The organism is Guyparkeria halophila (genome assembly GCF_034479635.1).
Classification (GTDB): Bacteria; Pseudomonadota; Gammaproteobacteria; order Halothiobacillales; family Halothiobacillaceae; genus Guyparkeria; species Guyparkeria halophila.
The window spans coordinates 341,895-357,107 of record NZ_CP140153.1; the positions used below are offsets into that span (position 1 = coordinate 341,895).

At 65.5% G+C, this 15,213-nt stretch carries 13 protein-coding genes and 2 tRNA genes; 13 read left to right on the forward strand and 2 right to left on the reverse strand.

The window, feature by feature from the left end:
• The first annotated feature begins 48 nt into the window (after positions 1-48).
• Together SR882_RS01595 and SR882_RS01600 are read left to right on the forward strand one after the other, a co-directional pair.
• Complete coding sequence (locus tag SR882_RS01595) at positions 49-795, forward strand: ZIP family metal transporter (RefSeq protein WP_322521612.1); 747 nt, start codon at positions 49-51, stop codon at positions 793-795.
• 187 nt (positions 796-982) lie between these two features.
• On the forward strand, positions 983-1,741 hold the full coding sequence (locus tag SR882_RS01600) for a tetratricopeptide repeat protein (RefSeq protein ID WP_322521613.1): 759 nt from the start codon (positions 983-985) through the stop codon (positions 1,739-1,741).
• Positions 1,742-1,836: 95 nt separating this feature from the next.
• Here SR882_RS01600 and cls read toward each other — a convergent pair whose 3' ends face one another.
• Together cls and SR882_RS01610 are read right to left on the reverse strand one after the other, a co-directional pair.
• Positions 1,837-3,279, reverse strand: coding sequence for a cardiolipin synthase (gene cls, locus SR882_RS01605; protein ID WP_322521614.1), 1,443 nt, complete (start codon positions 3,277-3,279; stop codon positions 1,837-1,839).
• The gene (locus tag SR882_RS01610) at positions 3,279-4,139 is read right to left on the reverse strand and encodes an SDR family NAD(P)-dependent oxidoreductase (RefSeq protein WP_322521615.1); all 861 of its coding nucleotides are present in this window, start codon (positions 4,137-4,139) and stop codon (positions 3,279-3,281) included. The genes cls and SR882_RS01610 overlap by 1 nt, the downstream gene beginning before the upstream one ends.
• Positions 4,140-4,247: 108 nt before the next feature.
• On the opposite strand from SR882_RS01610, the gene SR882_RS01615 reads away from it, so the two are divergent.
• The 11 genes from SR882_RS01615 to SR882_RS01665 all read left to right on the forward strand — a co-directional run bounded on the left by SR882_RS01615 (position 4,248) and on the right by SR882_RS01665 (position 15,207).
• Complete coding sequence (locus SR882_RS01615) at positions 4,248-4,916, forward strand: Bax inhibitor-1/YccA family protein (protein ID WP_322521616.1); 669 nt, start codon at positions 4,248-4,250, stop codon at positions 4,914-4,916.
• A gap of 147 nt (positions 4,917-5,063) precedes the next feature.
• Entirely contained in the window at positions 5,064-5,252 is a 189-nt protein-coding gene (locus tag SR882_RS01620) for a hypothetical protein (protein ID WP_322521617.1), read from the forward strand.
• A 149-nt stretch (positions 5,253-5,401) separates the two neighbouring features.
• On the forward strand, positions 5,402-7,411 hold the full coding sequence (locus SR882_RS01625; RefSeq protein WP_322521618.1) for a methyl-accepting chemotaxis protein: 2,010 nt from the start codon (positions 5,402-5,404) through the stop codon (positions 7,409-7,411).
• A 332-nt stretch (positions 7,412-7,743) separates the two neighbouring features.
• Positions 7,744-8,220: a DUF3429 domain-containing protein gene (locus SR882_RS01630; protein WP_322521619.1), complete on the forward strand. Its 477-nt coding sequence runs from the start codon at positions 7,744-7,746 to the stop codon at positions 8,218-8,220.
• Positions 8,217-8,951, forward strand: coding sequence for a DUF502 domain-containing protein (locus SR882_RS01635; protein WP_322521620.1), 735 nt, complete (start codon positions 8,217-8,219; stop codon positions 8,949-8,951). The genes SR882_RS01630 and SR882_RS01635 overlap by 4 nt, the downstream gene beginning before the upstream one ends.
• A gap of 83 nt (positions 8,952-9,034) precedes the next feature.
• Positions 9,035-10,837, forward strand: coding sequence for an aspartate--tRNA ligase (aspS, locus tag SR882_RS01640; protein ID WP_322522371.1), 1,803 nt, complete (start codon positions 9,035-9,037; stop codon positions 10,835-10,837).
• A 104-nt stretch (positions 10,838-10,941) separates the two neighbouring features.
• Positions 10,942-12,048: a quinolinate synthase NadA gene (gene nadA / locus SR882_RS01645; RefSeq protein WP_322521621.1), complete on the forward strand. Its 1,107-nt coding sequence runs from the start codon at positions 10,942-10,944 to the stop codon at positions 12,046-12,048.
• Positions 12,049-12,285: 237 nt separating this feature from the next.
• On the forward strand, positions 12,286-12,729 hold the full coding sequence (locus tag SR882_RS01650; RefSeq protein WP_322521622.1) for a DsrE family protein: 444 nt from the start codon (positions 12,286-12,288) through the stop codon (positions 12,727-12,729).
• 254 nt (positions 12,730-12,983) lie between these two features.
• The gene (locus SR882_RS01655; protein ID WP_322521623.1) at positions 12,984-14,855 is read left to right on the forward strand and encodes a cation:proton antiporter; all 1,872 of its coding nucleotides are present in this window, start codon (positions 12,984-12,986) and stop codon (positions 14,853-14,855) included.
• A 198-nt stretch (positions 14,856-15,053) separates the two neighbouring features.
• Positions 15,054-15,129, forward strand: a tRNA-Gly gene (locus SR882_RS01660).
• Between the two features lie 2 nt (positions 15,130-15,131).
• Positions 15,132-15,207, forward strand: a tRNA-Val gene (locus SR882_RS01665).
• Positions 15,208-15,213 lie beyond the last annotated feature (6 nt).

The following is a 15,213-nucleotide window of genomic DNA, read 5'->3' on the forward strand; positions in this document are numbered from 1 at the left end:
GGTGGTAGCGTCTACAGTCTCTTCCGGTCACTCAACCCGGATTATCCGATGACATTTGAAGTCAGCCTGCTGACCGTCTTTATCGCCGCCTTGATCACGGCGCTGACCACCGGGCTGGGCGCGATTCCGCTCGCCTTCGCTCGGCACGTGAACGAGCGCTGGCTGGCGGTGGGCGCCGCCCTGGCCGCCGGCCTGATGCTGGCGGCCAGCCACAGCCTGGTCGCCGAGGGCAGCGCGATCGGTTCCTGGCGCGTGTTGCTGGGGATGGCATCGGGCCTGGTCCTGGTCGTGCTCGCCGATCGCTGGCTCGATCGACATGACACCCCGGATGTCAGTGATCTGCACGGGGCGGATGCCAAAAAGGCCCTGATGATCGTCGGGGTGATGACCATCCATTCCTTCGCCGAAGGGGTGGGCGTCGGGGTCTCGTATGGCGGCGGCGAGGACCTGGGCCTGTTCATCACGGCGGCGATTGCCGTGCACAACATTCCGGAAGGGCTGGCCATCGCCCTGGTGCTGGTGCCGCGCGGCGTGCCGGTCTGGCAGGCCGCCGGCTGGGCGATCTTCTCCAGCCTGCCCCAGCCTCTGATGGCGATCCCCGCCTACCTGTTCGTCACCGCCTTCGAGCCCTTTCTGCCGATGGGGCTGGGTCTGGCCGCCGGGGCGATGATCTGGATGGTGTTCGCCGAGTTGTTGCCCGATGCCAATCGCGGGCTGACGGCCTCTTCCGTGGGCACGGTGGTGGTGCTGTCGTTCATGGCGATGTTCGCCTTTCAACTGGCGATCGCCCACTGAGTGGTTGAGCCGACCGTCAGGCTGCCAAAGGGGCGTTTCATCAGTGCGTGCGGATGCGCGAATATGCGAATCCGGGGATATTTTTTCCTTCGAAATCAGTCACTCGGCGTGCTATTTTGTAATTGAATTTCCGCAATTTCAGGGGCATGCTTGTCCCCTGAATCGGAGCAGAGCGAGGGCAGGGATCATGAAACGCATCAATACATTTGGCGCCGGCCGCGTGGCGCGGGCGCTGGCATTCTCGCTGGCAGCCGGCGGGTTGGCCCTGTCGGTGTCGGCGCAGGCGGCCGACCTGCCGGCGGCGGTGGCGCAGGATCTCTACGAAAACGGCGGTGTCGAGCACTGGCTGCCCAAGGCCGAGAAGGGCGACATCTTCGCCCAGTACGTCCTGGGCCACATGTACTGCAACGGCAAGATGGTCGAGAAGAACTACGAGCTCGGCCTGCGCTGGTACCGGGCGGCGGCCGATGCCGGTTTCGCCCCCAGCCAGCTGGCGGTCGGAACCATGTACTTCCAGGGCCAGGGTGTCGACCGGGACCGTGCCAAGGCACTCGACTGGTTTGCCCGGGCTGCCGAGGAAGGTTACGCGCGAGCCCAGAGCAACCTGGCTGCGCTCTACTTGGGCGAAGAGGGCGTCGAGCCGAACTACGAAAAGGCCTTGCACTGGTATGGCGAAGCGGCGGCCCAGGGACACACCGTGGCCCGTTACAACCTCGGCATGATGTACGCCCACGGGCTGGGTCTGGATGAGCCCGACTACGTCGCGGCCTACGGCCTGCTCAGCCCGCTGGTGGAGAACGGTCACCGGGCGGCAGACGAGTTGATGAAATCGTTCCTCGGCGAAATGGATGACGAGGAGTTGGTCGCCGCGCGTGAGCTGTCGAAGGAGTTGCGGGCGCAGGACCGGATGTTGGTTGCCCTTGATCAACGGGCGGCCAGCCGCTGAGCATCCCGCCAACCGACGGGTAAAGAGCTTGATTGAACGGCGCCTTCGGGCGCCGTTTTCGTTTGCACCGACGGGATTCCGTGGTGCCGGCTGATTCAGAGCAGGGGCGAGGTCAGCCGGGCGAGGTTCTGCGCCAGGACGCGGCCGCGGCCGCGTTCGTCCCATTGCTCGCGGCTGAGCCGCGGGCAGGCGCGTCGGTAGGTCTCGATCTGGTCGGCCAATCGGGCGGCCGTTTCGCTGGAGTAGCACAGCAGGCCCAGTTCGGCGTTGATCAGTGAGGAGCGCACGTCGAGATTGGCGCTGCCGACCAGGGAGAGCCGGCCGTCGCAGAGGGTGATCTTGCTGTGCAGCAGGCGGGTGGGATGACGCCGGATGTTCACCCCGGCCTCGAGCAGCTCGTCGAAATAGGATTCCTGCGCCAGTTGTACCAGCGGGTGATCGAGCGATTCGGGCAGGATCAGCTCGCAATGCACCCCTCGGCGGGCGGCGGCCTTGAGTGCATCGAGGGTCGACTCGTCGGGGACGAAATACGGCGTGACGATCTCGACCCGCTCGGTGGCGGCATGCAACAGGCCCAGTAGCAGTCGCTGCAGCAGTGGCTCGGGGTATTCGGGGCCACTGGGCAGGCCGACGCAAGATTCGTGTCCGGCGGTGACCGGTGCCGGGAAATAGCGCTCGGTGTCCAGCAGCAGGCCCGTTTCCAGGTACCAGTCGCCGGCGAAGATGGCCTGCAGCTCCAGCACCACCGGCCCCTCGATGCGCAGCATCAGATCCTCGTAGGACTGCCCGCGGCCGAATTCCGGGCGCACCAGGTTCATTGAACCGGCGTAACCCACCTGCCCGTCGATCACCACCAGCTTGCGGTGGTTGCGCAGGTCGAAGCGGGCCGACTTGCGTGGCAGTTTCGAGCGCGGGAACGCCCGGCCGACCGCGATGCCGCGGCGGGCGAGTCGCCGCAGATGCCGCATGTTTTCCTTGGAGCCGAAGTCGTCGACGATCAGCCGGACCGTCACGCCCCGCGCCGCCGCGCGTTGCATGGCATCGAACACCGGGCGGGTGGCCCGGTCGATCGCGGCGATGTAGAAGGTCAGGTGGACATGGTCCTGTGCCGCATCGATCTCGCGTACCAGCTCGGCGGCGAAGGCGTCCATCGAATCGATCAGGCCGATGCGGTTGCCGTCGAACAGCGGGAACTGGCGCCAGCGACGCACCATCTGATCGACCGCAGCAAACCGCGCCGGCAGGTTGCCGCTGCCCTGAGGTTCCGCTCGGGCGAGCCGGTCGGTGATCGGGCGCAGGATGTGCGTCAGATGGGCGATCTTCTCGGCGCGATCGCGGGAAATCCGTGGGCGGCCCACCAGCAGATACATCACCAGTCCGACGATCGGCAGGAAAAAGAGCAGCAGCAGCCAGGCCGTTGCGGCGGCGGGTGGTCGGCGCAACGGCACGATGAACAGGGCGGCCAGCCGGATCGTCCACTCGATCAGGACGTAGAGTTGCGCTACGGGTGAGTCGAGCAGCGAGCCGAGCGCGTTCATCAGCGCTTGCCGCCACCCGAGGCGCGCATCAGCACCCGATCCATGGCCCTTGTCGTCAACAGGCGCTTGAGCACGGCGAACAGGTAGGTCGGCACGGTCACCGGATAACGCGCCTTCGGCCGGCGCGATTCGATCGCGTGGATCACGCGGCGGACCACGGCCTCGGGCGGCAGGGTGAACGGCGCGGCCGGCCCGGGGGTCTTCAGGCGTTCCAGCTGACGTTCGTAGGCCTCGTGGTGCACCGAGTGTTGCCAGTCGATATTCGCCTCGAAGGCCCGCTGGGCATTGGCGCGGAAACGCGAGGTAATGGGGCCGGGCTCGATCAGCGCGACATCGATGCCGCTGCCGGCCAGTTCCAGGCGCAGGGTGTCGCTGATGCCCTCGAGCGCGAACTTCGAGGCCACATACGCGCCGCGAAACGCCAGGGCGCTGACCCCCAGCACGGAGCTGTTCTGCACGATGCGGCCAAACCCGGCCGCCCGCATCGACGGGATGACCTGGTTGGTCAGTTCCACCGTGCCGAGCAGGTTGGTCTCGAGTTGCGCACGCAGGGTGTCGCGGCTCAAGTCCTCGACGGCGCCCGGCTGACCGTAGGCGCCGTTGTTGAACAGCGCCTCGATCGGACCGCCGGCCGCCTCGACCGCCGCCGCCAGCCCCGCGTGGATCGATGCCGTGTCATCCAGGTCCAGGTGGACGGCCGGGATGTGGGGATGCGGCCAGTTGGCCAGATCGGCCGGGTTGCGCAGGCTGGCGACCACGTGGTGCCCTCGCTCGGCGAGCCTCTCGGCGGCGCGTCGCCCGATCCCGGACGAACAGCCGGTGATCAGGACACGACGGGGGTGAGTGGCGAGGTTGGACACGAGGCGGCTCCTTGGAATCAGGTCGGGCGATTGCGCCTGAGTTCACAGCACTTATACTCCGGGATCAACTTCCGAATCACATGAATACCAGAGACGAGGTGAGGTTGCATGGCATTCGAGAATCAGGCCACCGTTCAGACGGGGGTCTCCCAGCTCGAGACCTACAAGGTCATTCGCAACACCTACATGATGCTGTCGCTGACGCTGCTGTTCTCGGCGCTGATGGCGACGGTATCCCTGCTGGCCGGCGTGCCGGGCTGGACCTCGCTGCTCACCCTGGGTGGCGCGCTGGCGCTGGTGTGGTTCGTCCTGCCGCGTACCGCGCATTCGGCCGCCGGGCTGGGGGTGGTCTTCGCCATCACCGGCCTGCTGGGTTTCGGGCTGGGCCCGATGCTGAGCCACTACCTCGCCTTGCCCAACGGCGGGCAGATCGTGATGACCGCGCTGGGCGGCACCGGTGCGATCTTCCTGGGCCTGTCGGGGTATGCGCTGGTCTCGCGCCGTGACTTCTCCTTCATGGGCGGTTTTCTGGTGGTCGGCCTGGTCGTGGTGCTCGCCGCCATGCTGGGTAACATCTTCCTCGAGATCCCGGCGCTGTCCATGGCGATCTCCGCGGCGGTCGTGCTCCTGATGAGCGGCTTTATCCTCTACGACACCGGTCGGATGGTGAACGGTGGCGAGGACAACTACCTGCTGTTGACCGTCAGTCTGTACCTGAACATCTTCAACCTGTTCGTGCACCTGCTCAGCCTGCTGGGGATGAACCAGAACGACTGACGCGAGGGGCGCTTGCCCGACCCGGCTTGCCAGGCCGGGTCATGTGCTTTGGTCAGCAGACCGGACCCCTTGCCTCGCGCAAGGGGTCTTCTTGTATGTGATCACCTGAATGTGGGCCCATTTGCCTGGGCCGAAGGGAGTGACGTGATGGATCTCTGGATGAAGATCGGCATGGCCGTCCTGCTGGGCGCGGTGCTGCTGTTCCTGTTGCCGCGGATCAAGCCGATGATGGCGGCCAGCCGCAAGGGCTCGCGCGAGGAGTGGCTGGGAGTGGCATTGATCCTGCTTGCCGTGGCCGGGTTCGTGGCGTTCCTGATGAGCGTCGTCGGTAACTGACGGGATGTTGGCGTTGGTCAGCGAATGTCTGCGCGAAAAACAGGCGCGGGCATCAAGTTTTTGTCCCGCGGGTCGATAACAACGTTTACCCACAAGAATCGCGCGGGAATCAGCCCGTCCTGATATAGGAATGAGGGCAGGAGGAGCAGATGCAAGGTTGGTTGAGTCGTTTCAGTTTGTCGCAGAAGAACCTGCTCGGGTTCGCGTTGATACTGGCCCTGATGGTCGCCATAGCCGTGCTCACCATGGTGAACATGAACAAGGTGGCCCACGAGGTCGAGGAAGTGGTCGAGCGCGGTCAGCCCGCGGCCTTTGCCGCCGACACGATCCGCATCCAGGTCGAGCGGGGGGTCGGTGCGCTGGGTTTCTACCTGCAGAGCCAGCGTGACGAGGATCTCGCCCGCTTCCGTGATGCCCTGGAAAAGGTTGAGGCGGCGCGGGCCGAACTGGCGCGCTACCGCGACAACGCGGGCGGCAAGCTCGACGAGCAACTCGACCGATTTACCGCGACGGCCGAGAAGATCATCGCCATTTCCGGCGACGAGGCGGCCAACAACCCGGGCATGCAGTACGCCAACGTCCATGCCAACCCGCTGCAACGCGAGATATCGGGCCTGCTCGGCCAGCTGCTCAACGCCGAGGAAAACGCCGATGCCAGTCGCTACTCCCGCCGCCGACTGGTGATGGATCTGGCGCGCCTGCAGGCGGATTGGGGCAACGTGGTCGCCGGCTTGCGCGGCTTCATTTCCTTCCGCTCTCCGGCCCTGCGCGAGAACTTCAACCTCTACGCCAACCAGGCCCTCGAGCGCTCCCAGAAGATCGCCGACGAGTACGACTACCTGCTCACCTTCGAGCAGCTTGATTCCGTCGAGCAGCTCAACGAGAAGTTGCCGCAGTTCATCGAGGCGGCCAACCGCGCCTTTGACATCCATGCCTCCGAGAAGTGGCGCATGGACGCCTATCTGGTGCGGACCGAATTGACGCCGGTGTTCAAGGAGATCGAGGAGAGTGTCGAGTCGATTGTCCAGCGCGAGCGTGGCGAGATCGCGGAGCGTTCCAAGAGCCTGATGGCGGCACTGGAGTCGACCAGCAACTGGCAGATCGGCTCGGTGGTCGCGGGGATGTTCGTGGTCGGCCTGCTGGCCTGGCTGTCGGTGTTGACCATCTCCCGGCCGTTGCAGCACATCGCCAACCGGATGCGCGACATCGCCGAAGGCGACGGTGATCTGACCCAGCGGCTGCCGGCCGAGGGCAACGACGAGATCGCCCAGGTGGGCGCGGCCTTCAACACCTTCGCCGACACCGCCCAGAACCTGGTGCGCGAGGTGGCTCGCTCGTCGTCGGCCATGTCCGATGCCTCGGAAAGCCTCGAGCGTGCCTCGCGGCGCGGTCGTGAAGGCGCCAAGCGCGAAGAGGCGGCGATCGATTCGCTGATGACCGGCATGGGCCAGACCCTGGAGGCGGCCGAAGAGGTCGCCCGCGGCGCCGAGGAGGCCAGCTCGGCCGTGCAGCAGGCCAATCGCCAGCTCCATGACGGTCTGGGTCAGGTCAACGGCAGTGCCCGCAACGCCGAGGAACTCGATGAGGTGCTGACCCGTGCCGAGGGCATCGTGGCCAATCTCTCCGAGCAGTCGCAGTCGATCGGCAAGGTGCTGGATGTCATCGGCTCGATCGCCGAGCAGACCAACCTGCTGGCGCTGAATGCGGCCATCGAGGCGGCGCGTGCCGGCGAGCAGGGTCGCGGCTTCGCCGTGGTCGCCGAGGAGGTGCGCTCGCTGGCCAACCGCACCCAGGATTCGACCCGTGAAATCACCGACATCATCGCCCGGCTGCGCGAAGGGGCCGGCGAGGCGGTCGACGCAATGACCTCCGGGCGCGAGGTGAGCAACAAGAGCCTCGAGGCCGTCACCCAGGCCGACCGCATGCTCAACGAGATCGCCTCGGCCTTCGAGCGGCTCGAGGACATGAGCACGCGCATCGCCGCGGCCGCCGAGGAGCAGACCGCGGTGTCCGGCGAGATGAAGACCAGCATCGAGCACATGAGCGAGACCACCAGCGAAAACGCTCAGGCCGCTCAGGAAACCGCCGAGGCCGGCGAATCGGTGGCGCGCTATGCGCACGAGCTGTCGCGCCAGGTGAGCAAGTTCAACACGGGTTGACCCGACCCGTGCCTGAGAGCCATCCATCGCCCGGGGCTTCCCGGGCGATGTCGTTTCTGGATGGTTGTTCCGGCGAGGGCTTGGTCCAGGGAAACTCTGCGCGATTCGATGGCATCTCTGGCAAGCCCCGTCCGGGCGGGGCGCCAAGGCCCCATCTGCGGCGTTGCAGCCCTTGAGAAGGGCGGCGGCCCTTCACGGCGGACTGCGCCTTGCATCTGGACCCTTGGCGATCCCGCAGAGACGCTATCGAACCGTGCAGAGTTTCCCTAGAATGATGGCAGGTTCATCGCGCCGACCGGCGTAAGCACGGCCCCGGGGCAAAGGAGATCGGAATGCGTACCACCGCCTACCTGCTCGCGCTCGGCTTGCTGATCCCGTTCTGGGCCCTGGCGGCCCTGGCGTGGCTGGGCACGCCGGCCTGGTCGGCCCATGCACTCGATGCCTTGTCCGCCTACGCGGCGGTGATGCTGGGCTTTCTGGGCGCGATCCACTGGGGCGTGGTACTGGCGACCACGCCCGCCGAGCGCGCGTTGCTGGTCGGTGATGCGCGTCATCGCCTGGCCTGGGGGGCGTTGCTGGTGCTGGTGGCCTGGGTGGCGGCGATGCTGCCCTGGGCGGTGCTCTCGCTCTCGCTGTTGTTCCTGCTGCTGATCGTTTCCTGGCAGATCGACCGCCACTGGCTCGACAGCCTGCCGGTGGGGTGGTCGTACCAGCGGTTGCGGCAATTGTTCACGCTGCTCGCCGCCCTGGCGTTGCTGGCGGCGATTGCCTCGTGGCTGCGGCCATTGCTTCCCGTGGCGGGCGCATGAGCGAGCAGCCGCAGCCGCCGGACGAGGAGGGCAAGCCCGGCAAGGGCGGGCGCTTTCTCACCCTGCGCCGCTGGCTGATCGCCGGCATTCTGGTCTGGGCGCCGCTGGCGGTCACCTTCTGGGTGGTCAACGCCCTGATCTCGTTCATGGACAAGAGCATCGTCCTGCTGCCGCCGTCGTATCGCCCGGAAGCGGTGCTTGGGTTCGAGCTGCCGGGGATGGGGGCGTTCTTCGCCGTGGTGATCGTGCTGCTGACCGGTGCCCTGGTGGCCAATATCCTCGGTCGCAGCCTGATTCACGCCTGGGAACGGCTGCTCAACCGTATTCCGCTGGTGCGCAGCATCTACTCGGCGGTCAAACAGGTGATCGAGACCTTTGTCTCGCAGGACTCGCGCTCGTTTCGCGAGGTGGTGCTGGTCGAATACCCGCGCCGCAACGCCTGGTCGATCGCGTTCGTCTCGGGTGAGCCGATCGGCGAGGTGCAGGACCGCATCGAGGAACATTTGGTGACGCTGTTCGTGCCCACCGCGCCCAACCCCACCTCGGGGTTCGTGATCATGGTGCCGCGCTCGGAGTTGGTCGAATTGAACATGACAGTCGAGGAAGGCTTTCGCATGGTGGTGTCGCTGGGCGTGGTCCTTCCGCCGCGTCGCGATGCCGATGGGCGTGTGCTCGATACCGCGCCGCCCGAGCCGTACCTTGGTCGGGCGGATTCACGCGACGAGGGTTGAGCCCGCCGGTCGCGCTCGAAAAATCCCGCGGCTGGCGCTACCATAGCGGGCTTTTCACCATGACGGATTTGATGACGATGCCGATGCGGACACATACCTGCGGACAAGTCGACCAGGCGCTGCTCGACCAGGAAATCGAGCTGGTCGGGTGGGTCAACCGGCGCCGTGACCACGGTGGCGTGATCTTCGTCGACCTGCGCGACCGGGATGGCCTGGTGCAGGTGGTGTTCGATCCGGACGACCCCGAGATGTTCGGTGTTGCCGAAACGCTGCGCAACGAGTTCGTCATCCAGGTGCGTGGCCGGGTGCGTAATCGCCCCGAGGGCACCGAGAACCCCAATATCCGCTCGGGCCAGATCGAGGTGCTTGGCCTCGCCCTGACCGTGCTCAACCGCGCCGAGCCGCTGCCGTTCCAGCTCGACGACGAGCGCGTCTCCGAGGACGTGCGCCTGCGCTACCGCTATCTCGACCTGCGTCGCCCGGAAATGCTCGATCGCCTGCGCCTGCGTCACCGGGTGACCAGCGCCATGCGCCGCTACCTTGACGATGCCGGCTTCATCGACGTCGAGACGCCGGTGCTCACCAAGGCCACCCCGGAGGGGGCGCGCGACTACCTGGTGCCCTCGCGTACCCACCCGGGCGAGTTCTTTGCCCTGCCGCAGTCGCCGCAGCTGTTCAAGCAATTGCTGATGGTCTCGGGGCTCGAGCGTTACTACCAGATCGTCAAGTGCTTCCGCGACGAGGACCTGCGCGCGGACCGTCAGCCGGAGTTCACCCAGCTCGACCTGGAGATGAGCTTCGCCGACGAGGAGACGGTCATGAACCTGATCGAGGAGATGATGCGTCATCTCTTCATCGAGGCGGTCGAGGTTGCGCTGCCCGATCCGCTGCCGCGCCTGACCTGGGCCGATGCCATGCGTCGCTTCGGCTCCGACAAGCCTGACCTGCGTATCCCGCTGGAACTGGTCGACGTGGCCGATCTGGTCAAGGACGTCGACTTCAAGGTCTTCTCCGGTCCGGCCAACGACCCGCGTGGTCGCGTCGCCGCGTTGCATGTCCCGCAAGGCGGCAAGATGCCGCGCAGCCAGATCGACGACTACACCAAGTACGTCTCGATCTTTGGCGCCAAGGGCCTGGCCTACGTCAAGGTCAACGACGCGGCCGCCGGTCGCGAGGGCCTGCAGTCGCCGATCCTCAAGTTCCTCACCGACGAGGCGATCGCCGGCATCATGGAGCGCACCGGCGCGGCCGACGGCGACCTGATCTTCTTCGGCGCCGACAAGACCAAGATCGTCAACGAGGCGTTGGGCGCCCTGCGCGTGCGTCTCGGTCACGATCTCGACCTGGTCGAACACGGTTACAAGGCGCTGTGGGTGGTCGACTTCCCGATGTTCGAGTACGACGAGAAGGACGGCCGCAACTACGCCTTGCACCACCCGTTCACCGCGCCCCACCCGGATGATGTCGACCAGCTCGAATCCGATCCGGAGAACGTGCGCTCGCGCGCCTACGACTTCGTGCTCAACGGCTACGAGCTGGGCGGCGGCTCGGTGCGTATCCACGACCCGGCCCTGCAGCAGCGGGTGTTCGCGCAGCTCGGCATCGACGAGGCCGAGGCGCAGGACAAGTTCGGTTTCCTGCTCGACGCGCTCAAGTACGGCGCGCCGCCGATGGCCGGGGTGGCCTTCGGCCTGGATCGGATCGCGATGCTGATGAGCGGCGCGACCTCGATCCGCGACGTGATCGCCTTCCCGAAGACCCAGTCGGCGGCCTGTCTGCTCACCGATGCCCCGAGCGAGGTCGACCCGGCCGCCCTGCGTGATCTGTCGATTCGCTTGCGTCTGCCGCCCAAGGAAAGCAAGGAAAACCAGGACGACAAGGGCTGAGTCCCTCGCTTGCAAACGGCGGTGTCGTCCATACTCATGGGTGACATCGCCTTTTTCGTTGGCCGCCGGCTTCGACCGGTGAGCCGCCCTTCCCGGGAGGCCGTATGACCGCGAATGCCCAATCCGATCGCGCCGCGCGCGAGATCCCCGTCGCTCTTGAGCCCGAGATCGCCCGCATCGCGCTGGCCTCCAAGCCGGCGGCCCCGGTGACCGCCGAGGAGCGTGAGGCCCTGCGTGCCGAGATCAAGGAGCTGCTGGCCGAGCAGAACGCCGTGCTGGTGGTGCATTACTACGTCGACGAGGACCTGCAGATCCTGGCGGACGAAACCGGCGGCCGGGTGTCCGATTCGCTCGACATGGCCGCCTTTGGTGCCGAGCACGAGGCGCAGACGCTGGTGGTCTGCGGGGTGCGCTTCATGGGCGAGACCGCCAAGATCCTCAGCCCGGAAAAGCGCGTGCTGATGCCCGAGTTGCACGCCGAGTGCTCGCTGGATCTGGGCTGCCCGCCCGAGGAATTCACCGCGTTCTGTGACGCGCATCCGGACCGCACGGTGGTGGTCTACGCCAACACCTCGGCCGAGGTGAAGGCGCGCGCCGACTGGGTGGTCACCAGCTCGAACGCCCTCGAGATCGTCACGCACCTCAAGGAGCGCGGCGAGAAGATCCTCTGGGCCCCGGACAAGCACCTGGGGCGCTATATTCGCGACCAGACCGGCGCGGACATGCTGCTCTGGGAAGGTTCCTGCGTGGTCCACGACGAGTTCCGCGCCGACGCGCTCGCCGAGCTCAAGGAAAAGCACCCCGGGGCGGCCATCCTGGTGCACCCGGAATCGCCCGAGGCGGTGGTCGAGATGGCCGACCGGGTCGGCTCGACCTCGCAGCTGATCAAGGCGGCCACCGAGCTGCCCAACGAGACCCTGATCGTGGCGACCGACCGCGGCATCTTCCACAAGATGGCCGAGGCTGCACCGGGCAAGACCCTGATCGAGGCGCCCACCGGCGGTCGCTCGGCGACCTGCGTTTCCTGTGCCCACTGCCCGTGGATGGCGATGAACGGCCTGGTCAGCGTGCGCGATGCCCTCAAGCACCCCGAAGGTCACGAGATCACCGTCGACCCGGCGATCCGCGTCAAGGCGGTCGAGTCGATCCAGCGCATGCTCGACTTCTCCCGGCAAAAGGGCCTCGTCACGCGGGGGAACAACGACGCCTGACGCCGGCTTCCTCGCTGCCCGGAAAGGCCCGTCCCGCGACGGGCCTTTTGCGTCTCAGGGATGCCTTTTCTTATGCATTCCTTCGTATCTGGTTGTTTTCTTAAGAAAATGGTTGCGAATATTCGCAACTGCTTTGATTTGTAATTGTGCTCGTCGAATAAAAATTTTCGACTTCCACGCTCAGGTATTCGGGGCGTACGGTGAGTTCACTGGTTTTGGACACGAAGGAGGAAAACCATGAAAAAACTGTTCACCATGCTCGCCCTGATCATCGCCGCGCCGCTGGCCCTGCAGGCCAATAGCGCCATGGCGGAGACCGAGAAGACCAAGCAGGTGGTCTATCACTTCAACAAGGCCGACATGAACACCATCAAGGCCGGGCTGCGTAATGCGACCAACCACGTCAACTCTCCTTCCGGTCCCGAGACCGAGATCGAGGTCGTGGTGCACGGTGGCGGCATTGCCATGATGACCGGGGCCAAGAAGGACCCGCAGCTCGCCGCGGCCATCGACAATCTCAAGGCCAATGGCGTCGAGTTCAAGGTCTGCGCGAACACTCTTCGAGGGCGTGACCTGGAAGTAAGCGATCTGTACTACACCGACGAGTCGGATATCGTCGCGTCGGGCGTGGCTTATCTGGCCGACCAGCAGATGAAAGGCTGGGCCTATATCCATCCGTAAGCCGTTCGTTACGTCCGTCGCGCCGGCCGTGGCGCGACGGGCAACCGACCATTGCAGCAGCCCGGGTTAGCCCCGGGTTTTTTTGTGGTTGGTCGTTCGCGACGGGGGTGTGTGATCCGTTACCTACGAGTCGTGCTGAACGTGGTAGGTCGGGTCTGTGTTCTCGCCGAAAGGCTCCGATGTCGCCCATGGGGGATTCGTCCACCGGGGCGAATAGCGTCTATCATGCGGGCTGGTTCCCAACGAGCGGCTTGATGCACGACACGATTCTTCTTTCCCTGACCGCCATCGTGGTGCTGGGCATCGCCGCCCAGTGGCTCGCTTGGCGAGTGAAGGTGCCGGCGATCCTGTTCCTTTTGCTGATCGGTATCACGCTCGGACCAGCCTTTGACCTGCTCAACCCCGACGAGTTGTTCGGTGACCTGCTGTTCCCGATCGTGTCGTTGGCCGTCGGCGTGATCCTGTTCGAGGGCAGCCTGACCCTGCGGTTTCGGGAAATACAGGGCGTCTCCTCCACCATCGTCCGCATGGTCTCGCTGGGGGCGGTGATTTCCTGGGGGGTGGCGGCCACCGCGGCGCACTGGTTTGTCGGGCTGGGCTGGCCGATCGCCTTCCTGTTCGGCGCGCTGGTGGTGGTGACGGGGCCGACGGTGATCGCGCCGCTGCTGCGCATCGTTCGTCCCAGCCCGCGGGTCAGCAAGATCCTGCGTTGGGAGGCGATCATCATTGATCCGATCGGTGCCTTGCTCGCCGTGCTCGTCTACGAATTCATCGTTACCCAGTCGCAGACTGGGGCGGCGGGCCTCGGTGGGGTGGTGCTGCCGTTCCTGGAGCTGGTCGGGCTGGGCATCGTGCTGGGTGTCGCGGGTGGCTGGCTGCTCGGCCAGTTGCTGGCGCGTCATGCCCTGCCGGACTACCTGATCAACGTGACCGTGCTGGCCGCCGTGTTGGCTGTCTTCACCGCCTCCAACGTGCTCGCCGAGGAATCCGGGTTGCTGGCGGTGACCGTGATGGGCATCTGGCTGGCCAACATGCGCGGCGTGCCGCTCGACGACATCCTGCATTTCAAGGAAACCCTGAGCATCCTGTTCATCTCCGGGTTGTTCATCCTGCTGGCGGCCCGCATCGATCCGGCCACCCTGAGTCAGGTGGGCTTCGGGGCGTTGCTGGTGCTCGCCGCGATCGTGTTCGTCGCCCAGCCGCTGAAGGTCTGGTTGTCGGCGATCGGCAGCGGGTTGAATTGGCGCGAGAAGACCATGATCGCCTGGATCGGGCCGCGCGGTATCGTCGCCGCGGCCGTCTCGGGCCTGTTTGCGCTCAAGCTGGTCGAACAGGGACTCGAGGGCGCCGAGGTGATCGTGCCGCTGACCTTCATCATTATCGTCGGCACCGTGGTGCTGGCCTCGCTGACCGCCCGTCCGCTGGCAAGGGCCCTGGATATCGCGCTGCCCGAGGATCACGGTGTGCTGATCGTTGGCGCCAATCGCGTCACGCGCGAGATCGCCAAGGTGCTGAAAAAACATGGCTTTCGCGTGGTGATGGCCGATGGCAACTACAGCGAGATCCGCCAGGCGCGCATGGACGGGCTGGAGACCTATTACGGCAACCCCGTCTCCGAGGCGGCCGACCGCAAGCTGGACCTGGTCGGTATCGGCCAGATGTTCGCCATGTCGGCGCAGTCGGAAGTCAACAATCTCGCGGCGGTGCGCTATCGCCACGAGTTCGGTCAGTCGAACGTCTTCGTGCTGCAGACCCCGCAGGAGGTGGCCGGGTCGGACAACCAGCGGATCACCACCCAGTTCAATGCCCGCGGCCTGTTCCGCGAGGACGTGTCGTTGGGACACCTGTTTCGCCTGGTGGAGGCCGGTGCCGAGCTGTTCAGCACCCGCCTGACCGAGAACTTCGGCTACAGCGAATACCTCGCCCATTACGAGGGGCGCGGTGAGTTGCTGTTCGGCATCACGCCCAACGGCAACCTGCGGCCCCTGAGTGACGAACTCAGCCAGCGGCCGGGGCCGGGCTGGGTCCTGATCGGGCTGTACGAGCCATCCGCCGACGCCGATCGGCCTGCTCCTCGCGAAGGGGCGGCTGCGCCGTCTGGTGGTGGGGAGCGTCTGCCGGGTTGATGTCAGCGGTTCTTTGCCTCCGGTCACGCCATCCTTGGGAGCGGATTTGTTGCCTGTGATCAATGGGATGGCTGATCCGGTGACCGGGGGGATGAAATTTTTTCGTCATCCGCGCCCCCAGGGGGTTGCGTCACGAATCCGGGTTTGTATAATGCGCGCTCTAGCAAACGCGGTCGAGCGATCGGTCGCGAGAGATGCGCGGGAATAGCTCAGCTGGTAGAGCACAACCTTGCCAAGGTTGGGGTCGCCGGTTCGAATCCGGTTTCCCGCTCCATCGGGTGGTTAGCTCAGTTGGTAGAGCGGAGCCCTTACAAGGCTTAGGTCGGGAGTTCGAGCCTCTCACCACCCACCATCATCT